The following is a 20690-nucleotide window of genomic DNA, read 5'->3' as shown; positions in this document are numbered from 1 at the left end:
CAATATCGGACAAATACGACGAGGGATGAGAGCCTCCGCCAATATACGAATGCCCTGGGACAGTATAAGGCCGTAAAATCGCGGGTGAGGCCCGCTCGATCGGACGCGCGTCCACGAGTATTCGAGTTCCGTGGTACCGTCCCCCACACGTCCGCCCCAGCTCGCAAATCCGCGAACGGACGCCGACTACTCGAGGAGCGACTCCCCGATTCGTCAGATGGAACGTCGACTGCCGGAGCTACCGGCTCGGCGATCGAAAGAGACGGACGCGAAAGGGCAGACGGGACGAAGCATCGCGAAACGGGTTCGGACCGGGATCGCTCCTCACTCCGTGCCGACCCACTTCAGGATCAGCAGCGTCCCCTCGAACAGCCCGACCATGACGATCGCGACGAGGATCGGCGCCATCCCCGAGGGGTCGAACGTGAACATGAACGAGAGGCCGAGGAACGCGGCCCAGAAGTACAGGCGCTTCTGGGCGAGCCACCGGCGGGTCGTCACGCCCATCATGATCGCCAGCATGATAAAGAGCGGAATCTGGAAGACGACCGCGAGGAAGCCGGTCAGCGTGATGATGAGGTCGAACGTATCGCCGACCGCGTACGCGATGTTCGCGCTCCCCTCGGCGTAGTACGTAAAGTACTGGAAGAGGACGGGCAACACCAGCAGGTAGGAAAACACCATGCCGACGCTCGCGAGCACGACGCTCGTCGGGACCGCCGCGAGGTAGTACTTGCGCTCGTGGGGGTACAGCCCCGGGCGCATGAACAGGTAACACTCGTAGACGAACGTCGGCAGGGCGACCATGATCCCCAGCAGCGCCGAGAGCTTGATCCGGGTCAGCCACAGCTCCAGCGGGTGGTAGACGTGCGGCGGCGGCACCTCATCGGCCGCAGAGGGGAAGACGTCGGTCCAGATGAAACTGATCGCGTCGGACGCGAACAGCAGTCCGACCGCCGTCCCGGCCGCGCCGAACAGCAGGACGACCGCCAGCCGGAGGATCATCTCCTCGATGTGATCGGCCAGCGGCATCTCCTCGTCGTCCGGCGGCGTCTCGAGGCCGCCGATATCGTCCCCGTCGGGATCCGGATACTCGGGGTCGGGGTAGGACTCGCCGGCGCCGGATTCGGGGTTGACGACGCCTTCGCCGTCGGTTTCGACGGGCGGCGTCTCGGTGTCGGCGTCGGGGTCGGTATCCGGATCGGTTGCGGTGTTCGCATCCGCATCTGCGTCCGAGTTCGTGCTCGCGTCTCGATCGGAGTCCGGGCCGTCGGACGGCGCCGACCCCCCGTCGGGGAGCAATCGCTCGTCGCGGCGCGTGCGAGATCGAGCGCGGACACGGGATGCGACGGGATCCGCGTCTCCGTCGACTGCCGACTCGTCCGACATCTATCGGGATATAGATAGGCCGCCGGTTATAGGCCTTTTTCTTACGGCCACTTCGCGCGACTGTCACGGACCGCTCGGACTGACCCAGGTCGGCCGCCGAATCGCCGTCAACGGCCGATTTCGACTCGAGGACTCGAAAGGTTGATAACCGGATGTCAGTTACCCACGGGCAATGAGTTCTGCCGTCGACGAGGACACCGCCCGAGCGATCAATAGCGGGCGGGAAACCCTCGGCGCACTGCTCTCGAGCGCCCAGACGCACCTCCAGAAGGTGTTTATCGTCTTCGTTATCGGCTTCATCGGCTCCTTCTACGCCCTGCGGGCCTTCGTCTGGGACTTCCTCAAGGCGACGGCGAAGCAGGGGATGAGCGAGGAGGTCAGCCAGGCGGCCGACATCATCACCCGGACGCCGTTCGAGGTCATCCTCCTCCAGGCGAAGATCGGGATGGTCGTCGGCATCATCTTCGCGATTCCGGCGTTGCTATACTTCTCGCGGGACGCGCTGCACGAGCGCGGCGTCCGATCGGTCGTGCCCGTCTCGAAGTGGTACGCCGCCGGGCTCGCGATGGTCTCGGCGGTCCTCTTCTGCGTCGGCGCCGGCTACGCCTACGGAGTGTTCTTCCCCTTCGCCTTCGATTTCCTCGCGACGATTTCCTACGAGGCCGGCGTCAGCCCCCACTGGGGGATCACCGAGTTCACCGAGTTCACCGTCCTGCTGACCCTCTCGTTCGGCCTCGCAGCGCAGTTGCCGCTGCTAATGAGCGCTCTCGCGTACACCGAGATCGTCTCGTACGAGACCTTCCGAGACAAGTGGCGCCACGCGGCCGTCGCCATCGTGGTCTTCGGCGCGCTGTTTTCGCCGCCGGACCCGTTCACGCAGATCATGTGGGCGCTGCCGCTGTTCGTCCTCTACGTCTTCAGCCTCGGCCTCTCGAAGGTCGTCACCAACATCCGCCGCCGCGGCGCGACCGAACTCGACACCGGCGTCGCCCTCATGAAACGGCGCGTACTCCAGTTCGTCGGCGCGCTGGCGGTCGTCGCCGTCGGCGCGACCGTCTTCATCAACCAAGACGGCCTGGACCGGACCGAGGAGGCGCTGCTCCCCCTGCTGCCGTCCGGGTTCCGCCCGAACGGGCTCACGCTCGGCGGCCTCGAGTCGCTGTCGGCCGAGTACGGCCTGCTCGGCGACGCCGCCGTTGGGTTGGTCGTCGCGGCCGGCGTCGGACTCGTCGTCCTCGTCGGGTACACGATCAGGGTCCTGCAGTCCCCGGTCTACCCCCGGGAGGACGACATCCGGACCGCGGACGACCCCGACGACGTCGACTTCGAGGCGCTCTCCGCCGAGGACGTCGCTGACGTTCCGGCACAGGTGTTCCTCTCGATGGACGAGGAGGAGGCCCTCGAGTACTCCCGGCAGGCGATGTACGACGACAACCGGGACAAAGCCGAGGCGATCCTCAACCGGTTCGACTCGCTGCAGGAGCAGGCGGCCGAGAGCGATTCAGGGACGACGGCGGACGCCGACGGCGTGGCGGCCAACAGACCCGACGCCGCCGGCGGTGAAGACGAGGACGAAAGCTTCGTCGCGAGCACCGCCGCCGGAATGCTCGACCCCTTCACCGAGGACGAGACGACCGAGGACGACATCGGCGGCTACGCCTACGACCTCGCCTTTATCATCGACAGCCTCACCTCCAAGACGATCTACATCGTCGGCGTGTTCATGGCCGTCCTCGGCGGCACCTTCATCGCGCTGTACCAGGGCGGCTTCAGTCTCATCCTGGCGCAGTTCATCGATCAGGTCCCCGACGAGGCGCTCGCGGCGGTCGCCGACGGGAACGAGGCCTACCTCAGCGGCGACATGACGACCGAGGCGACGATCCAGTTGCTCCAGGACCTCGGCCTGGTCGTCGCGCTCGAGCCCGTGGAGGTGCTGATCTTCATGGTGAAGGTGAGTACGATCCTCGGGTTCCTCGCCGTCTTGCCGTTGATCTGCTACTGGAGCTGGCCGGCGGCCAAGGAGCGGGGCCTCGTCACCGGCGACTCTCGGACCTTCCTCGTCTGGGGGCTCGCGCTGTTCGTCGGCTTCGGACTCGGAGTGGTCGTCGGGTTCTACTGGATCGCGCCGGCCGTGATCTCCTACCTGATCACCGACGCGCTGGCCAACGGGATGGAGGTCTCCTACCGGATCAACAGCTTCTCCTGGCTCGTGATCTACACGACGCTGGGCGTGGGCTTCCTGTTTAACATCGTCGTCACGATGGCGCTGTTCCACGTCGGCGGCATCGTCAGCTATCGGACGATGCTCGAGCGGTGGCGGCCGGCCGTCGTCGGCATCTTCACGGTCGCGGCCTTCGCCAGCCCGAAGGGCATTCTGACGATGCTCCTGCTGGCGATCCCGATCGCGCTGACCTACCTGCTCGGGCTGGCCGTCCTCTACGTGCTCACCGCGGGCGGTCGCCTCTTCGGCGGCGGTCGCGGCGGTGCGCCGGCCGAGCCGGAGGCCGACGCGGACGGCGCCGTCGCCGAGTGAGCCGTTTCGTTCTGTTCCGTTTTCCTTCGGACGGCTCGAGCGGTTCGCCGACTCCGACGGCTTAAGGGGACCCCCTGCAAACCGTACGCACACTGATGCCAAAGATCAGCGTCGAAATTCCTCAGGAACTGCTCGACGATCTGGACGAACACGTCGGCGACGACGGGAAGTTCGTCAATCGCAGCGACGCGATCCGCGCCTCGATCCGGAAGACCCTCGACATCATGGACGAGATCGACGAGCGCCACGACCGCCTCGAGACGGACGAGTGAAAAGAAACTGATCCGTCAGTCCCGGTCGATCCGCTGGGCGAACCCGAAGTTCGGCTTGACGTCGTCGACGCGCACGTCGACCGTCTCGCCTTCCTCCGTCGACGGGACGAACAGCCGGTAGCCCTCGACCGAGGCGATGCCGTCGCCCTCGCTGCCGACGTCTTCGATCTCGACCTCGAGTTCGTCGCCCGGCCGCACGGGAGCGGTGAGCCGCCCCTTCGCGATGAAGTACACCTCCGAGGATTCGTCCCGGGAGGCGTCGGGGCTGGTCGCGCGGACGTACTGGAACTCCTCCTCGACGTCGGCCCGGAAGTCGTCGACGTCCGGGCCCTCGAAGACCTTCACGACGAAGTCGCCGCCGGTGTCGAGCAACTCGAGGGCGGTCTCGAAGGCCTGCCGGGCGAGGTGCAGCGAGCGCGCCTGATCGAGCGAGTACTCGCCGGACATGTTCGGCGCCATGTCCGAGACGACGGCGTCGACCTTCCCGTCCGCGGCGTCGATGACGCGGTCGCGGGTGCGCTCCTCGGTCATGTCGCCGCGAACGGTCTCGACGCGGTCGTCGATATCGTCGTCGAACGACTTGATCCGCTGGAGGTCGACGCCGACGACCCGGCCCTCGGGGCCGACTTTCTCGGCGGCGACCTGCAGCCACCCGCCGGGGGCCGCCCCGAGGTCGACGACCGCGTCGCCGCGGGAGATGACGTCCTCGAGGTCGTCGAGTTGTTTGAGCTTGTAGGCCGCCCGGCTCCGGTAGCCTTCCTGTTTCGACTTGTTGTAGTAGTGGTCGCGTCCTGTCATGGTCGGGTGATCCGCGCCCCTCGAGGCGGTCGAGCCGGCGTCGGCCGACGGGTCGAGGGGGCGATCGTATTCGTCGATCGGTACGGGCTAGACGCGGAAAGACTTGCTGAAACGGCGTCGCAGATCGAACCGGCGAGAGCGACGGCGACGAAGCCGGACGCGGCAGCTTCGTGCACACCGCTTACGGGCGGTGACCCCGACCGGTCGACTATGGAGACGCCACCCGAACTGGAAGCCGCCGCGGGGGAGAAGGACGACGCGAAGATCACCAACCGCGAGTACGAGGACGAACAGGTCATCGCCGTCGATTTCGGGCCCAGCAGCGGCGAGCCGACGCTCGACATCGCCGGTGACACCGCGATCGTCGTCGTCGGCGACGATCAGTTCGAGTTCGAGATTCCGTCCGACGCGACGGACGTGACGGTCAACGACGGGATCTTGACGATCCGGGGGTAACGGGATCGAGCGGTATCGACCCCCTACGCCCGCTCGAGCGCCGCCTCGAGATCCGACTCGATCACGTCGACCTTGCTCCGGTCGTACAGCGCTGCTGCGGGGTGGAACGACGGGATGACGAGCCGCCCGTTCCGTTCGAATTCCTGCCCGTGCAGATCAGTGATCGTCTCGTCGGTGTCCAGAATCTCGGCGGTCGCGAAGCTCCCCATCGGAACGAGCACCGTCGGATCGACGCGCTCGATTTCCGCCTCGAGAACGGGCCACCAGGCCTCGATCTCGTCGACGTGAGGGTCGCGGTTCTCCGGCGGTCGGACCTTGACGAGGTTCGTGATGTAGCAGTCGCGGCGGTCGTAGCCGATCGCCTCGAGGGTGCGATCGAGTTGCTTCCCGGCCTGGCCGACGAACGGCTCGCCCTGCTTGACCTCCTGCCCGCCGGGGGCTTCGCCGACGAGCATGGCGTCGGCCGAGAGCGGGCCGACGCCGGGGACGAACCGCTCGGGGTCGAAGTGCTCGTCCGGGACCGCCTTGAGGGCGTCGGCGAACTCCGTTTCGAACTCCCAATCGGCGGCCTCGTCGGCGTCCGCGGAGTCGGTAGCATCGCCGTCGCTCATGCCACGAGTTACGGGAGCGGCGAACAACATCGTTGCCTTGCGCACGCACCGAGGGCGGCGGACGACGCTCGTGCCGTCGCCGCGGGCCGGATCGACGGCCACAGCAGTCGCGAGACGGACGCTTTTGTCGCCGGCCGTGGAACGGTGCGTATGGCCACGCACGTCCTCGTTCCGGTCGACGACTCGGATCCGTCCGACGCCGCCCTCGAGTTCGCGCTCGAGGACCAGCCCGACGCGACGATCACGGCACTCCACGTCGTCGATCCGGCCGAGCTGCAGGGGTATTCCGCGTTCGCGGGGAAGGCAGCCGCGGAGGACGACTATGACGACGACCGCCTGCAGCAACTCGAGTTTTCGACGGAGATCCTAGACGACGCCGTGGAGCGAGCCGAGGAGTACGGCGCGGCGATCGAGACGGACCAGGTGGTCGGCTCCGTCGCAGACGCGGTCATCGAGTACGCCGACGAGCACGGCGTCGATCGGATCGTGATCGGCAGCCACGGCCGGACGGGGGCGAGCAGAGTCCTGCTGGGGAGCGTCGCGGAGACGGTCGCGCGGCGCGCGCCGGTGCCGGTGACGATCGTCCGCTGAGGCCGGCCGCCGTGGATCCGCGGCGGAACGCGACGTGCGCATTCAAGGGCTACCGTTAGACGCGCTGCCCGCGACGGCCTAGACATGGCGGTACCAGACGTCAATAAGGTCGAAACGGAGGACGACTACATCCACGTCCGGTTTCGCGATCCCGACCGGTACGACGAGATTCGGACGCCCGACTGGGCCGAAGAGCCAGCCGCATCGATCTCGACGGGCAGCGAGGTCCGCACGGGCAGGGTCAAGGGCGAGGAGGACTGGGAAATAACGAGCGTCCTGATTCAGAAGAACGTCGGCGAGGACAAGGCCAAGGAGCAGGCCAAGGAGATCGTCGAGAAGATCGAATCCTGAGCACCGCCCGAGCTCGAGTCCCGGCTCGGCTAGAGCCGGGACGCCCGGAGCGAGGACCCGCTGCGAAACGACGCGATCGGCGAGATCACCGACGCGGCGACCGGCTGCGCGACGAGCACTGAGCCGTGGCCGCAGGACGCGGTGACGTGGCCCGGTGGCGCGTGCACCGATCGCACACGCCCGCGCGTAAAGGGTGGCTTTTTATGTCGACCGTCCGTAGCCCGTCCTATATGTTCAAGGCCATCGTGAGCGCGGAAACGCTCACCAGCGCGCTCGATTCGGTGAGCGTGCTGGTCGACGAGTGCAAGATCCACCTCGAGGAAGACGGGCTCGAAATCCGGGCCGTCGATCCCGCCAACGTCGGGATGGTCGACCTCTCGCTCGACGCGGCTGCGTTCGAATCGTACGAAGCCGACGGCGGGCTGATCGGCGTCGACCTCTCGCGGCTCGAGGACATCGCGGGGATGGCCGAGTCCGGCCAGCTCATCCAGCTCGAACTCGACGAGGAGACCCGCAAGCTCCACATCCAGATCGACGGCCTCGAGTACACGCTCGCGCTGATCGATCCCGACTCGATCCGCCAGGAACCGGACATTCCGGATCTGGACCTGCCCGCAGAGGTCGTCCTCGAGGGCAAGGACGTCAACCGCTCGGTCACCGCCGCCGATATGGTCTCGGATCACATCGCGCTCGGCGTCGACGAGGGCGAGGAGTTCTTCTACGTCGACGCAGAGGGCGACACCGACGACGTCCACCTCGAGCTCACCCGCGAGGACCTGATCGACCTGCAGGCCGGTCCGGCCCACTCGCTGTTCTCGCTGGACTACCTGAAGGACATGAACAAGGCGATTCCCTCGGACACCGAGGTGACCCTGCATCTCGGCGAGGAGTTCCCCGTCAAGATCTTCTTCGGCTTCGCGGAGGGACAGGGCCAGGTCACCTACATGCTCGCGCCGCGCATCCAGAGCGACTGAGCGCCCGTCGGCAGCGCTCGCCCTCGAGCGGCGGCCGCCGAACGGATTTCGTTTCTTCTCTCGCCGCCGTCTCCGACGCGACTCGAGGGGCCGTCTCCGGATCGCCCTCCGGCGCTTGTCGCCGGCAGTCACGGACGGAATCACTTAAAGGAGCCACATAGGAAGGAGACCACCTACCGGTCCGGTCGGCATCAGAGAGGGTATGCCCTCCACTGACACGTCCGACGACACACAGCGGTACGTGGCGACGTTCGATCCCGACGGCGAACGCGCGAGCGAGGCGGTCGTGACCGCGGTCGCGGACCTGATCGACGCCGACCCCACGTCCATCTCCCCGCTGTACGACGCCGTCGATCCGGACGCGCTCGACTCGCTCGTCGCGCACGCACGACGGGCCGACGACGCCGGCACCCACGAACTCCGGTTCGCCTACGAGGGGTTCGACGTCGGCGTTCGAACCGACGGCCGGATTCAAATCGAAGCCGCGAACGCGCCGGCGAACTCGAGCGCCTGAGCAACGACCTCGCGAAAGCGCGGACCGCGGTCGCGCTCTATCGTCCCTGGTCGTCCAGAAACGCCAGCAGCGACTCGTTCACGCGGTCGTCGTCCTCGACGAAGAAGCAGTGCGAACCGCCCTCGACGTACTCGAGTTCCGCGTCCGGAATCCGCTCGGCGAGCAGCCGCGCGTTCGCGGGCGGCATCACGCGGTCGTCGGTCCCGTGCAGGATCAGCGTCGGCACGCGGAGGCGCTCGAGGCGGTCGCCGACGTCGAAGTTCGCGACGGCGGCCGCCTGCGCGACCTGCGCCGGGACGCCGGCGTCCTGCTCGCGTCGCCACTCGACGATCCGGTCCATGAGGTGGGGGTTCCGGTTGGTGAACCGCTCGGAGAAGGCCGGCCGCATCGAGTCGCGAAGCCGGTTGCGGTCGCCGTCGCCGCCGGCCTCGAGCAGCCGCTGGCGGACGTCCTCGGGAATCGGCGCGGCGTCCGGCCCGCCGTGGCTGGTACACAGAAGCGTCAGCGACGAGGCCCGCGAGTACTCGACGGCGTACTGCTGGGCGATCATGCCGCCCAGGCTCGCACCGACGAGGTGGGCGCTGCGCACGCCCGCGTCCTCGAGGACGGCCTCGAGGTCGGCGGCCAGCCCCTCGATCGAGTAGCCGGCCAGTTTGAACAGCAGCGGCCGCCGAACGCGCCCGGGCAGCCGTGGGAGAAGCGGCGGCAAGCCGGCGTCGGAGCGGCCGGTGCCGCGGGTATCGGGCGCGATCACCGGATACTCGTCGCGGACGGCCTCGCGCTGCCAGCGCCACATCCAGCGGCCAAAGCCCAGTCCCTGCAGGAAGACGACCGGATCGGCGGTATCGGCACCCTCGGCGGGTTCGTGCTCGTAGTAGATCGACACTCCGTCGCGCGTCGCCCGTGGCATACCCGAGTAGACGTGTCGGATCCTCTTGAAATCGACCCTCAGATGCAGGGAGCGAACGCGGATCGCTCGCCGATCGATCCACGAGCGGGCGGTAATACGATGTTACTGCGAGCGCCGAGCGGCATCGATCGCGCACCGCCCGCCGACCGCGTCGACCCCGCCGACGCCGCGGCGCGGACGGGTACCATAAAGAGACAGTGTAGTAATCACGACGTTTATCCCGCCTCGGTAAAATCTCATTACCGATGCAGCGACTGCACGCCCGGTACCCGTTCCTCGAGGCCGCCCGCGAGACCGTGGCGACCGAGACGGTCGATCTGGCCACCGTCGTCGAGCAGGACGAGGCGGTCGTCGATCGCGCCCGTCAACGCGTGATTACCGCCATCGAGGACGGGACGGTCGGGGACCCACACCGCGACGCCCGCGTTGAACTGCTCTCCTACCCCGTCGCGCGCGTCCTCGTTTCGATGGTCGACGAGCGCGTCCTGGTGCGCAAGTACGCCCGCGCCGAGGCCGCGACCGCCTACGACCGCTTTACGGCCGATCTCGAGGACACGACCGAGCTCAAGAGCGTCGAATCGACCGGGCTGGAACTCGCGGACCTACTCGCGGAGTTCGACCTGCAGGACGCGGTCCGGGAGACCGCCGACGGCGAGTACCGGATCGACGTCGGGACCTACGTGCCGCTGGCCGAGGACCTCTGGGAGGACGGCTGGCGGCTCGTGAACCAACCCCTGGACCGCGGCGCAGTGCCGGTCGACGAGAGCGATCTCCTGACGCTGCTGCGCGAGGCGATCCGCACCCGGATCGACGACGGCCTCCCCTTCGAGGTGCCCGACGCGATCGGGGAGACGCTGGAGGCCGAGGTCGCCGAGATTCGGGACGTGCTCGCAGACCTCGATCTCACCCGGGAGATCGACACCGTCGTCCCCGACCTGTTCCCGCCCTGCATGAAGGCCCTGCTCGATCAGATCCAGAAGGGCGAACACCTGCCCCACCACTCGCGGTTCGCGATCACCGCCTTCCTGACGAGCATCGGGATGACGACCGACGAGATCGTCGAACTCTACCGCGTCAACTCATCGTTCGGCGAGGAGATGACTCGGTACCAGACCGACCACATCCGCGGCGACACCTCGCCGACGGAGTACTCGCCGCCCTCCTGTGCGACGATGCAATCGTACGGCGACTGCGTCAACAAGGACGACCTCTGCGAGCAGATCCCTCACCCGATGGCCTACTACGAGGAGCGGATCGACGACGCGGACGACGACGACCTCGAAGACTGGCGCGAAAACGACGCCAACGAGGGAAGCGCCGCCAGCGGCGATTAGCCGGCGACGGACGGGAAGAAAGAAACGATCGGAACGCGACCGGTCGGGATCGCGTCGAGGTTTCGAATCGATCTGTTAGAACGTGCTCTGAGACTCCGCGTCGGCGTCGACCTCGTCATCGTTCTCGAGGCCGTCCTCCGGATCGTTCAGTACGTAGGCGAGACCGACGCCGACGGCCGTCATCAGGACGATGAACCCGACGATGACGCCCACGAGCAAGTGGGCGCCGCTGGGCCGGAGAACGCCGCTTTCGCCGCCGTAGGCGATGCCGATGAAGACCATGGCACCGAGCATCAACAGAACGGCGCTAACGGCGGTGACGATTTCGATCAGTTGCTCGCGCTCGGGCATTACAGGGTCGGTTTCGCCGGCCGGTCCAAAAGGGCTTCGAAGGACTCGTCGCCGCCCTACATCGTCGCCATTTCCCGCTCGAGGGAGCGCAGTTGCTCGATGCGCTTCTCGGTCGGCGGGTGGGTGCTAAAGAGGCGACCGACGACGCCCGACTTGATCGGGATGATGAAGAAGGCGTTCATCTCGGCCTCCTCGCGCATGTCCTCCTTGGGCACCTTGTCCATCCGGCCGGAGATCTTCATCAGCGCCGAGGCCAGCGCCGACGGATTGCCGGTGATGGCGGCCGCGCCGCGGTCGGCGGCGTACTCGCGGTACCGCGAGAGCGCCCGGATCAGCAGGTAGCTGATAATCCAGACGATAAGCGAGGCGAGGATCGCGACGACGATGCCGCCGCCACCGCCCTGTCGACCGCGGCCGTGGCCGCCGCCGAAGAACGCGCCCCAGCGGACGATCATGAACGCGATCGTCGAGAGGAACGACGCGATCGTCATCACCATCATGTCCCGATTCTTCACGTGGGCGAGTTCGTGGGCGAGCACGCCCTCGAGTTCCTCCTGATCGAGGGTGTTCAGGAGCCCCGTCGTGACGCAGACGGCGGCGTTTTTCTGGTTGCGCCCGGTCGCGAAGGCGTTGGGAACGTTCGAGTCGGCGACCGCCACCTTCGGCTTCGGGAGGTCGGCTTGCTGGGAGAGCCGTTCGATCGCGCCGTGTAGTTGCGGGTACTCGTCGGCCGATACCGTCCGCGCACCCATGCTGCGGAGGGTGAGCGTGTCGCTGAAGTAGTACTGGACGAGGGACATGCCGCCGAACATGAGGGCGAAAACGAGCAGTCCACCGCCCATGTACGCGGTGATCACCCCTGCGAAGACGATGTACAGCGCGAACAACAGAAACATCGTCAGGAACATCCGGAAGCGCAGTCCCCAGTCCGCCTGCCAGTTCATAGGTCACCGTAGGGGTCGAGGCGGAATAAGTGTCACCAACGGGACGTACGATATATCCTCGAAACGTTATACGTTCTCGCGGCGCTCGAGCGACCCCTTCGTTTCGCATGGAGACCGCACTACGCGGTACCGTCTGACGCGTCGAGATCGGCGGTCGTCTGACGGACGGCTGACGCGTTCGAACCGGTCCTCGAGCCGGATCGTGCCGGTCGTCGATCCGCGACGCGAGGGGCGGAACCCCCTCGTTTCGCGTGGAACTCTCAGAATGTGAGACTCGGTGATCGATCGCTCGGCGGAGGAGGAGCGCGGAGCGCGCCGTTTAACTCGCTCAGCCCCCAACCGAGGATACTATGAGTGACTCGCGTGCGTTCTGCCCCCGCTGCGGGGATCCAGTCCCCGAGCGGTCGGCGAGCGACGCAACGGACCCGCTCCGGCCCGGCGCCGAGGTCGAACTCTGCGATTCGTGTTACTTTGAGGACTTCGACTTCGTGGACGCGCCGGATCGGATCGACGTTCGCGTCTGTTCGCAGTGCGGTGCGGTCCACCAGGGGAACCGCTGGGTCGACATCGGGGCCCGCGACTACACCGACATCGCCATCGAGGAGGTCAGCGAGGCGCTGGGCGTCCACGTCGACGTCGCGGACGTCGCCTGGCAGGTCGAACCCGAGCAGGTCGACGAAAACACGATCCGGATGCACTGTTTCTTCACGGGCGTCGTCCGCGGCACGCCGGTCGAGGAGGAGGTGACGGTCCCGGTCAAGATTTCGCGCCAGACCTGCAAACGCTGTGGCCGGATCGCCGGCGACTACTACGCCAGCACCGTTCAGATCCGCGCCGAGGATCGAACGCCGACCAGCGAGGAGACCGACCGCGCCGAGGAGATCGCCCACCAGGTCGTCGCCGACATGGAGGCGACGGGCGACCGCAACGCCTTCGTCACCGAGATCGGCGAGGTCGACGACGGGCTGAACATCAAGGTCTCGACCAACAAGATCGGCAAGAAGATCGCGAACAAGATGGTCGAGGAGTTCGGCGGCACCGTCAACGACGCCGAGACCCTCGTCACCGAGGACGAGGACGGCAACGAGGTCTATCGGGTCACCTTCGCCGTCCGCCTGCCGCCCTACACCCCCGGCGACGTCATCGACCTCGAGAACGACGACGAAGGACCCGTGCTCGTCCGCAGCGCCCACGGCAACCTCAAGGGCACCCGCGTGACCACGGGCGAGCGCTACGAGGCCGGCTACGAGGAGGGGAACTCACCGGACGCGCGCAAGCTCGGCGAACTCGAGGACGGCGTGGAGACGACGGTCGTCACGGTCGAGGACGAGAACGCGGTGCAGGTGCTCGATCCGGAGACCTATCAAGCGAAGACCGTCTCGCGGCCGGACTACTTCGATCCCGACGCCGAGACGGTCCCCGTCCTGAAGAGCCGCGCCGGCCTGCACATTCTCCCGGATCCGGACCCCGAGACGGGCGGCGACGGCGATGACGAACCGTACGATCCCTACGCGCACACCGATACCGATGGCTGAGGACGGCCGCGGCGACGACCTCGAGCCGGATAGCGACGGCGGCCCCGACCGCAGCGTCGGCGGCGACGGAGCCGACGCCGGCGACGCCCTCGAGCGCGCGGACGCGCCGCTGGCCGCGATCGTCGAGAAACGGCGGGCGGAGACCGCCATCGAGTCGCTGCGCGCGGAGGGCGTCTACGACGACGACCGGCGGGTGCGCGAGGCTCGAGGGCGGCGTGCCGAGACGGCTGCGGAGTCCGATCGCGAGGACGAACCCGACAAGGTCGCACTGCCGGTCACCGAGCCCCCGACCGAGACGCGGGTGCTCGAGGTCGTCCGCCAGCTCGAGCCCGACTACCGGACGACCGACCTCGCGGACCTGCTGGCCGAGCGGGGCTGGAGCGAAAGCGAGATCGAGACGGCGCCGAGTTCGTGGGCCGTGATCGGCTCGGTCGTGCTGGTGACGGTCCCCGAGGGCTGTCCCGACGAGACGGAACTGGCGGAGGCGCTGCTCGAACTCCACGGGGAGGCCGACAGCGTCCTCGCGGACGAGGGGGTCGCCAACGACGGCCAGGCCGGCACCTACCGCGAACCCCGGACGCGGCTGCTCGCGGGCGAGCGAGACACCGAGACGATCCACACGGAACACGGCACGCGCTACGGGCTCGACCCCGCGAAGGTGATGTTCTCGCCGGGGAATCAGGCCGAGCGCGCCCGGATGGGATCGGTTAGCGGCGACGACGAGCACGTCTTCGACATGTTCGCCGGGATCGGCTACTTCACCCTCCCGATGGCTCGAGCCGGCGCGCGGGTGACCGCCACCGAGATCAACCCGACCGCCTTCCGCTACCTGCTCGAGAACGCCGTGTTGAACGACGTCGACGACCGGGTCGAGGCCTACATGACCGACTGCCGCGATCTGGCGGGCGAGATCGAGGCCGACCGGGTCGTCATGGGCTACTACGGCAGCGCGGACGGCACCGACGCGGACGGCCACGGCACGCGGTCGGACGAGGCCCACGACTTCCTTGAGCACGCGTTCGAGGCGCTAGTCCCCGGCGGCGTCGTCCACTACCACGAGGCCACGCCCGAGAACCGGCTGTGGGAGCGGCCGCTCGAGCGGCTTCGGACGGCCGCGGCCGACGCGGGACGGACGGTCGACGTGCTCCAGAAGCGCCGCGTAAAGAGCCACAGCGCGGGCGTCGTCCACGGCGTCGTCGACGCGCGGATCGAGTGACGGCGGGGCGGTAAATCTCGCGCTACGGCCCGCCGAACGGTCGTGAGATACATGCTACTGGAACTCGAAGCGAGGCGTATGAACACTCGAAACAAGATCATCGCGGCGCTGTTCGCCCTGCTGACGGCGACCTCGATGATCGCGATGCCCGCGATGGCGCTCTTCTAAGTGCGGCTCGTCCGGCCGCGGACCCGCACGACGGAAACTGACGGAGGGCTACCCGTCGGTATCCCATACGTCGGCAAGCGGACTCGAGGACGAGGACGATGACGACCGCCTCGAGCGCCGCGAGCGCGTCCGACCGCGGCCGCCCGCGTCGTCGGTCGCCGTCCCGTCGCGACCCCGCGTACTCGCCGCACCGGTGCCCCCGGAGACCGCCGCCCGCGGCTGGAACTCCGGCAGCCCCGGCTCCGACAGCCGATCGACCTGATCCGCGAACCAATCAGGCATGTCCGTCCGCGCGCGCTCGAATAGATCCAGCAGGCTCGAGTCCGCGAGGTAGGTCGCGCCGTGGTCGTCGGGAGCGCGGACGACGCGGCCGCAGGCCTGAATGACCGTCCGGAGGGCGGTACGGTAGTACCACGCCCACTGTCCCTCCTCCAAGCGGTGGGCGACTCTCGAGTCGCCGGTGTTGAGAAACGGCGCCTTGCACAGCACCTGCCAGCGACAGAGATCGCCTTTGAGGTCCAGCGCTTCCTCCATCTTTACGGAGAGGAAGACGTCCGGATCGTCGCTGGCTTTCCACTCCTCCAAGGCGGCGTCGCGGTCGTCCCGGTCGTGGACGCGGATGCGCTCGCCGACGCCGAAGTCGCGCAGGAGGTCGGCCAGCCGCTCCTGAATGTCGTAGGAGTGGGCGTGGATCAGCCCCTTCTCGTCGGGGTGGCGCTGCATGAGCCGGACGATCGTGCGGGCGATCTTCGGCGTCGTCTCGTCGCGGTGCTCGTAGGTCATCTTCCCCTGGGTCACGTCGTACAGCGGCCGGTTCTCGACGGGGAACGTGTGGCCGACGTCGACCAGGGCGACGTTGTCGGGGGTCAGGCCGACCTGGCGGCAGAAGGCCTCCTTGTTGAGGATCGTCGCCGACAGCAGCGCGAACTTGTTGCCCCGGTCCCAGACGGTGTGCTGGAGGTACTTTTCGGGGTTCATCGGCTTGATCGTCAGCGGGCCGCCCTGGGGGTCGTCGCCGTCGGTGTCGTCGTTCTGGCCGCTCGAGGACGAGGATGGGGGCGACTGGTCGACCAGCCACGTCGTCGGACTATCGGGATCGCGGTAGTCGGAGACGAACCAGTCGAGTTCGCCGATCAGCTCCTGCAGGCGGTCGCGTTCCCGCACCTCCGCCGGCGAGAGCGAGTCTTGCGCGAGCAGGTCGTCCTTGCGCCGGGTGCAGGTCTGCGCTAAGTTCTCGGCGTAGCGGACGGCCCGATCGACGCCGTCGATCTCGGGGACCCGAAGGTCGTCCCAGAACGGCACCGTGCGCGGCCCCAGCTGGATCGTCGCGTACATTTCCGCCCACTCGGCGAGGCCGTGGGCCTCATCGACGACGACCACGTCGCGCTTGCGGAAGACCTCGCTGCCGGCGGTCTGCATGAAGTAGGCCAGCGTCATCGCCGCGATCTCGCGGTTGGAGGCGATCGCCCGATCCGAGAAGTACGGACAGCGGTGCTTGACCGAGCAGTCGTACCCCCGCTCGCGGACGCAGGGCGCCTGGTTGACCGGGGTGTCGCGCTCCTCGGGGAGAATGCAGGTATAGTTGGACTTCCCGCGGATCACGTTCAGGTCCGCGAGCAGGTCGTCGGCCGCGACGTCGTCTAACTGGGAGACCTGCGGCGTCGTGTAGTAGGCGCCGGCGGCCTCGCTGGGCTCGGCGTCGTCGACGGTGCGGGCGCAGCCGGCGACGGCCCGCGCGAGCAGGGACTTGCCGCTCCCGGTCGGCGCGCGGACTAACACCACGTCGTTGCCGGCCGCGAACGCGTCGCGAATGTCGCGGAGGGCCTGCTCCTGGTTCCCGCGGTAACTCGGCGCGGGAAACTCGTCGAAGATCCGCTCGGGGTTCACCGTTCGACTCACGGATCGGCCGCGTCCTAAAGGCTACGGACCGTTGCGCGGACTGCAGGCGACGCCGTCGATCGCGGCGATCGCGAACGCAGGATCCGAGGCGACCGGTCCGACCGGAAGGGACGCTCGAGGCCCGATATCGGCCGGTAGGTGGCGAATACCGGGAGGTAGCGGGTCGATTACAAATACGAAATTCGCCGTTCGATCGACGTGCGGAAGGGTCGCTCAGCGGTAGAGCACCGCGGTGCCATCGGCCCGCGGCGGCGTCAAGCCTCGTGGCGTTCAAATCCCACCCCTTCCGCTTGCGGTGCGGTTGCAGTTACCTGCAGTGCGATTCCGTCGACGATCGGTTCCGACGCGCCAGCGCTCGCGTGTCCGCGCCAGTGTCCGTGGTCGCGGGGTCGACGAACCTGTCAGGTCGGATCCCCGCGACCGCCTCCTCGCCTCCGCCTTCTCCCATTTTTCCACGGTCGATCGGCCCGGCGGTCGCCGACGCGGTGACGGCGACGATCCGCGACGGGCCGGCCTACAGCACGCGCAACTGCGACGTCTCGCCGTCCCGCTCGAGGCGCTCGACGTCCTCGGCGGTCGGCTCGTCCGGCAGGGCCTCGATGCAGGGGTAACACAGCAGGTGCTCCGACCCGTCCTCGAGTTCCAGGGTCATCGCGGTCCCTTCGCTGCCGTCGCGGTCGCCGAACGTCCAGAGGTTGGCGATCCCGCCGGCGACCGAGACCCGTCGGCCGCAGCCGTCGCAGTAGTTCTTGCCCATGTGCGACGGTAGGGACCGGACGGTGAAAGTCGTTCCTCCGGAGGGGACGACGGCACGGAGAGCGACCGACGGTCGCGAGCCGACGCGACGGTGCCCCCGGCGACGGACCGGCAAAACGGCGCGCCGGGCGAGTCGTTATCCCGTCCGACGCGTATCCTCGCGTATGGAGGTGAACTGCGAGGGCTGTGCGGGCTGTTGTATGGACTGGCGAGCGCTGACGGCGCGCGAAGACGTCGCCGGGGACCGTCGCCGCGACGCGCTCGACGACGACGCGACGCGGGAGTCGCTCGACGGCGATCCGAACTTCGTGCCGCTCACCCGCGACGAGGTTCGGACGTTCCTCGAGCGCGGCATGGCGGCCGCGCTGACCCCGCGGTTCTGGAAGGCCGCCGACGAGGCCGAAGCGGTCGCGATCGACGGCCACGAGGTCGCGGCCGTCGCCGACCGCCCCGTCTTCTTCGTCGGCCTTCGAAAGCCGCCGAAGCCGGTCGCGCCCTTCGGCCGCGAGGCGGAAACGTGGCTCCCGGCCTGCGTCTTCCTCGATCCGACGACGCTGCAGTGTCGGATCCATGACAGCGACCGCTACCCCGACGAGTGCGCCGCCTACCCGACACACAACCTCGCGCTCGAGCAGGAAAGCGAGTGCGAGCGCGTCGAAGATACCTTCGGCGGTGATCGGCTGATCGACGATTCGGTACCCGAGGACCCCGAGGGACTCCTATTGGGGTCGCAGGCGATCGGCGAAAAACTGTTCTGTCACCCCGCGCCCGAGCGCCTCGAGGGGATCGTCGAGCGCGTCGCGGCCGGCGATCTGACCCCCGAGGACCGCGCCGAGTGTCTCGCGGTCGCCGCCGCCTCGAGCCCCGGAACCGTCGCGATTTCCGAGTATCACTACGAGTGGGGCAGAGAGCGGACGCTCGAGGCGACCGCGGCGGACGATGCGGACGACGCGGACGCCGAGTCGTGGGTCGGGCCGGCGATCCGCGAGTGGGAGCGGCGGCGCGCCGCAGCCGACGCTGCCGACGACGTCCCGCCCGCGAGCGTCGCCCGCGCCGTCGAAGACGACCGCGGCGCGCCGGCGACGCCCGGCTGGGACGACCTCGAGTCGTAGTGCGGTCGCTCCCGGCTGAGAGATCCGCCGCCGTTACTGCGGACCGCAGCGGCCACGGAGAGAGGGGGAGACCCGTCGCTCGAAACGGCGATCGGCGCTACTTCGGCTACTTCGACTTGATCTGCTCGAACTGATCGAGGAGTTCCTCGGTGGACTCGCCGGAGTCGTACTCGACCTCGCCGTGGTAGATCGTCCGCTCGTCGTCGAAATCGGCGTCCACCCTCGAGGATTGCTGTTCGCGTCGCTCGTGTTCATCCTCGTCATAGGCACCCATTGACATGGTAAGTATACACATGTAGTCGCGTCTCGTACATCAATGTAACGGTCATTCATGTCATACCGGCGCGTAAAACGTATGGCCGCCCGCGGCGTAGGAATCCCGTGGCACAGCCGCTTCGCTTTCGCTACTCGCCCGAGACCTGGAGCGAGCAGCGGGTCCGACAGGACATTTTACAGCCGCTCCGGTCGAACATCGGCGCCCGCGCCGTCGCGCCGCGGTTCGAGATCGGCGCCGACTGGACGACGCACCGATTCGAGATGCAAAACGGCGACCTCGCCTTGTTCGCACACGGCGGCGACGGGGACGGCGGCTACTGGATGGGGAACACGGAAACGCCGTCCTCGCTGTGGCGAACCGACAAGTTCGGCTGGGACGAGGTCCCCTACCACGTCGCCCGGTGGACCCAGCGGGAACTGCTCGCGACCCTCCACGACGAAGATCCCTGGCTCGCCGACTACCCGCACCTCTCGTGGTTCTTCTTGCCCGTGTTCATGTCCAAGGACGGCCGAGAATCGACGCGCGCGTTCTTCCGCGAGTACGCCGCCGGCTTCCCCGACGCCGGCCGCCGCGAGACGACCCAGTTTTTCGAAGACTTCCTTTCGACCGGCGCGCTGGACGACTACCGACACGTGATGGCCGGCAAGCTCGGCACCAGCAACCACGTCGATCGGGTCCGCATGAGCGCCACGATGGGCGAGTTCATCGCCGCCAAGATCCTCACCGACGCCGGCTACGAGGTCGTCCCCGAGATCGAGGTGACGACGGGTCACTCGCTGGACTTCCGCGCGAAAGACCCCGCGACGAACACGAACGTCCTCGTCGAGGTCACCCGGCCGCAGCCGCCGGCTGACCGCGCGGCGAACGGCCCCGTCGCCGCCGTCCGGGACACGGCCGAGACGAAGACGAACGGCCAGCTGGCCGAACACGGCGGCGGCGCGGTGCTTTTCGTCGACTGCTCGAGTTTCCGCGACGACAGCTGGGCAGCGGTCCGCGGCGAACAGCCGGACGTGCGCCACCGGCCCGCGGTCGTCTACCGAGCGCGGCCGAACGGCCACGTCGAAGGCTACCGAAAGGGTTCGGTGCCGCTCGCGCTCGAGAATGCGATCGAGTTTCTAGACTAACCGCTGCGGAGCGGTGCTGTTCCGTAACAGGAGGAAGTCGTGTACCGCTCGCGTCGCGAGCGGTTTCTCCGAGCGCGCCGTCGGCGCGCTCGGCACTTTTTCATCGAAGTTTTTGCGCGAGGGCTCGCCGAAGGCGAACCCGACGCGGAAAAAGTTCGCTAGAACGACACGGCGTCAGGCGAGTACGGACTCCCGACCGGGGTCGGGTCCCGGTCGCTGTACCCGACGCGACCGACCGCCTTGTCGCTCACCGCAGTGTAGATAGCGAACCGCGCGTCTTCCGGCGTCTCGAAGGTCTCCGACTCGAGACGATCGAGTACGTCGCAGACCTGTTCGCTCCCGTTCGGGAGCTCGAGGGTGTGGTTGCCGCAGTCTGCGATCAGTTCCTCGGTCGTCGCGGGGTAGTCGTAGTCGTCGATGACTTCGCCGGTGCCGTTTAGCAGCATTACACCCAATCCTCTGTGAACAATGATTATAAACATTGTCCATAATGGTTTTCTAGCGAGCCAATGGGGATTATATTCCTAATATGGCACGGCGTCTCGCGGTGTGAGCGCGAGGAAACGCCTTTCCGG

Annotated in this window: 22 protein-coding genes and 1 tRNA gene; 13 read left to right on the top strand and 10 right to left on the bottom strand. The window is 67.5% G+C overall.

Going from position 1 to position 20690, the window contains the following annotated elements; genetic code table 11:
* Positions 1-324: 324 nt before the first annotated feature.
* Complete coding sequence (tatC, locus tag ACYQ26_RS02885; protein WP_459806856.1) at positions 325-1389, bottom strand: twin-arginine translocase subunit TatC; 1065 nt, start codon at positions 1387-1389, stop codon at positions 325-327.
* A 172-nt stretch (positions 1390-1561) separates the two neighbouring features.
* Between tatC and ACYQ26_RS02880 the strand changes: the two genes are divergently transcribed.
* Positions 1562-3922 (top strand): twin-arginine translocase subunit TatC, encoded by a 2361-nt coding sequence (locus tag ACYQ26_RS02880; RefSeq protein WP_459806853.1) that lies wholly within the window; start codon positions 1562-1564, stop codon positions 3920-3922.
* Between the two features lie 95 nt (positions 3923-4017).
* Complete coding sequence (locus tag ACYQ26_RS02875; RefSeq protein ID WP_459806851.1) at positions 4018-4194, top strand: ribbon-helix-helix domain-containing protein; 177 nt, start codon at positions 4018-4020, stop codon at positions 4192-4194.
* A 15-nt stretch (positions 4195-4209) separates the two neighbouring features.
* On the opposite strand, the gene ACYQ26_RS02870 is transcribed toward ACYQ26_RS02875, so the two are convergent.
* Complete coding sequence (locus tag ACYQ26_RS02870) at positions 4210-4992, bottom strand: 23S rRNA (uridine(2552)-2'-O)-methyltransferase (RefSeq protein ID WP_459806849.1); 783 nt, start codon at positions 4990-4992, stop codon at positions 4210-4212.
* A 210-nt stretch (positions 4993-5202) separates the two neighbouring features.
* On the opposite strand from ACYQ26_RS02870, the gene ACYQ26_RS02865 reads away from it, so the two are divergent.
* Complete coding sequence (locus ACYQ26_RS02865; RefSeq protein ID WP_459806847.1) at positions 5203-5448, top strand: DUF7127 family protein; 246 nt, start codon at positions 5203-5205, stop codon at positions 5446-5448.
* Positions 5449-5471: 23 nt separating this feature from the next.
* On the opposite strand, the gene ACYQ26_RS02860 is transcribed toward ACYQ26_RS02865, so the two are convergent.
* The gene (locus tag ACYQ26_RS02860) at positions 5472-6059 is read right to left on the bottom strand and encodes a uracil-DNA glycosylase (RefSeq protein WP_459806845.1); all 588 of its coding nucleotides are present in this window, start codon (positions 6057-6059) and stop codon (positions 5472-5474) included.
* A gap of 150 nt (positions 6060-6209) precedes the next feature.
* Here ACYQ26_RS02860 and ACYQ26_RS02855 point away from each other — a divergent pair, with 150 nt between their 5' ends.
* The 4 genes from ACYQ26_RS02855 to ACYQ26_RS02840 all read left to right on the top strand — a co-directional run bounded on the left by ACYQ26_RS02855 (position 6210) and on the right by ACYQ26_RS02840 (position 8489).
* Positions 6210-6650 (top strand): universal stress protein, encoded by a 441-nt coding sequence (locus ACYQ26_RS02855; protein WP_459806843.1) that lies wholly within the window; start codon positions 6210-6212, stop codon positions 6648-6650.
* Positions 6651-6734: 84 nt separating this feature from the next.
* A complete protein-coding gene (locus ACYQ26_RS02850; protein WP_459806841.1) occupies positions 6735-7001 on the top strand; it encodes a hypothetical protein in 267 nt (88 codons plus the stop codon).
* Between the two features lie 230 nt (positions 7002-7231).
* Positions 7232-7975: a DNA polymerase sliding clamp gene (locus ACYQ26_RS02845; RefSeq protein ID WP_459806840.1), complete on the top strand. Its 744-nt coding sequence runs from the start codon at positions 7232-7234 to the stop codon at positions 7973-7975.
* A gap of 202 nt (positions 7976-8177) precedes the next feature.
* Positions 8178-8489, top strand: a complete 312-nt coding sequence (locus ACYQ26_RS02840; protein ID WP_459806838.1) for a HalOD1 output domain-containing protein — start codon at positions 8178-8180, stop codon at positions 8487-8489.
* 37 nt (positions 8490-8526) lie between these two features.
* Here ACYQ26_RS02840 and ACYQ26_RS02835 read toward each other — a convergent pair whose 3' ends face one another.
* Positions 8527-9399, bottom strand: a complete 873-nt coding sequence (locus ACYQ26_RS02835) for an alpha/beta fold hydrolase (RefSeq protein WP_459806836.1) — start codon at positions 9397-9399, stop codon at positions 8527-8529.
* 245 nt (positions 9400-9644) lie between these two features.
* Between ACYQ26_RS02835 and priL the strand changes: the two genes are divergently transcribed.
* Positions 9645-10733, top strand: coding sequence for a DNA primase regulatory subunit PriL (gene priL / locus ACYQ26_RS02830; protein ID WP_459806834.1), 1089 nt, complete (start codon positions 9645-9647; stop codon positions 10731-10733).
* A 75-nt stretch (positions 10734-10808) separates the two neighbouring features.
* On the opposite strand, the gene ACYQ26_RS02825 is transcribed toward priL, so the two are convergent.
* Complete coding sequence (locus ACYQ26_RS02825; protein ID WP_459806832.1) at positions 10809-11084, bottom strand: DUF7472 family protein; 276 nt, start codon at positions 11082-11084, stop codon at positions 10809-10811.
* 56 nt (positions 11085-11140) lie between these two features.
* Positions 11141-12028, bottom strand: a complete 888-nt coding sequence (htpX, locus tag ACYQ26_RS02820; protein WP_459806830.1) for a zinc metalloprotease HtpX — start codon at positions 12026-12028, stop codon at positions 11141-11143.
* 350 nt (positions 12029-12378) lie between these two features.
* Here htpX and ACYQ26_RS02815 point away from each other — a divergent pair, with 350 nt between their 5' ends.
* Both ACYQ26_RS02815 and ACYQ26_RS02810 read left to right on the top strand, forming a co-directional pair.
* On the top strand, positions 12379-13563 hold the full coding sequence (locus tag ACYQ26_RS02815; protein WP_459806828.1) for a 60S ribosomal export protein NMD3: 1185 nt from the start codon (positions 12379-12381) through the stop codon (positions 13561-13563).
* A complete protein-coding gene (locus tag ACYQ26_RS02810; RefSeq protein WP_459806826.1) occupies positions 13556-14779 on the top strand; it encodes a class I SAM-dependent methyltransferase in 1224 nt (407 codons plus the stop codon). The genes ACYQ26_RS02815 and ACYQ26_RS02810 overlap by 8 nt, the downstream gene beginning before the upstream one ends.
* Before the next feature lie 216 nt (positions 14780-14995).
* On the opposite strand, the gene ACYQ26_RS02805 is transcribed toward ACYQ26_RS02810, so the two are convergent.
* Entirely contained in the window at positions 14996-16834 is a 1839-nt protein-coding gene (locus tag ACYQ26_RS02805) for a helicase C-terminal domain-containing protein (protein WP_459807755.1), read from the bottom strand.
* Between the two features lie 214 nt (positions 16835-17048).
* Between ACYQ26_RS02805 and ACYQ26_RS02800 the strand changes: the two genes are divergently transcribed.
* A tRNA-Gly gene (locus ACYQ26_RS02800) sits at positions 17049-17135 on the top strand.
* Positions 17136-17360: 225 nt separating this feature from the next.
* Here the strand turns inward: ACYQ26_RS02800 and ACYQ26_RS02795 are convergent.
* Positions 17361-17603, bottom strand: coding sequence for a DUF7561 family protein (locus ACYQ26_RS02795; protein ID WP_459806825.1), 243 nt, complete (start codon positions 17601-17603; stop codon positions 17361-17363).
* 163 nt (positions 17604-17766) lie between these two features.
* Between ACYQ26_RS02795 and ACYQ26_RS02790 the strand changes: the two genes are divergently transcribed.
* Positions 17767-18714, top strand: coding sequence for a YkgJ family cysteine cluster protein (locus tag ACYQ26_RS02790; protein WP_459806824.1), 948 nt, complete (start codon positions 17767-17769; stop codon positions 18712-18714).
* Between the two features lie 106 nt (positions 18715-18820).
* Here ACYQ26_RS02790 and ACYQ26_RS02785 read toward each other — a convergent pair whose 3' ends face one another.
* Entirely contained in the window at positions 18821-18994 is a 174-nt protein-coding gene (locus tag ACYQ26_RS02785; RefSeq protein ID WP_459806822.1) for a DUF5786 family protein, read from the bottom strand.
* A 101-nt stretch (positions 18995-19095) separates the two neighbouring features.
* Here ACYQ26_RS02785 and ACYQ26_RS02780 point away from each other — a divergent pair, with 101 nt between their 5' ends.
* Complete coding sequence (locus ACYQ26_RS02780) at positions 19096-20115, top strand: DUF5784 family protein (protein WP_459806820.1); 1020 nt, start codon at positions 19096-19098, stop codon at positions 20113-20115.
* A gap of 158 nt (positions 20116-20273) precedes the next feature.
* On the opposite strand, the gene ACYQ26_RS02775 is transcribed toward ACYQ26_RS02780, so the two are convergent.
* Positions 20274-20561: a DUF5789 family protein gene (locus ACYQ26_RS02775; protein WP_459806819.1), complete on the bottom strand. Its 288-nt coding sequence runs from the start codon at positions 20559-20561 to the stop codon at positions 20274-20276.
* Positions 20562-20690 lie beyond the last annotated feature (129 nt).

Source organism: Halopiger thermotolerans, from assembly GCF_054654555.1.
This window is presented reverse-complemented; position numbering and strand designations above follow the sequence as displayed.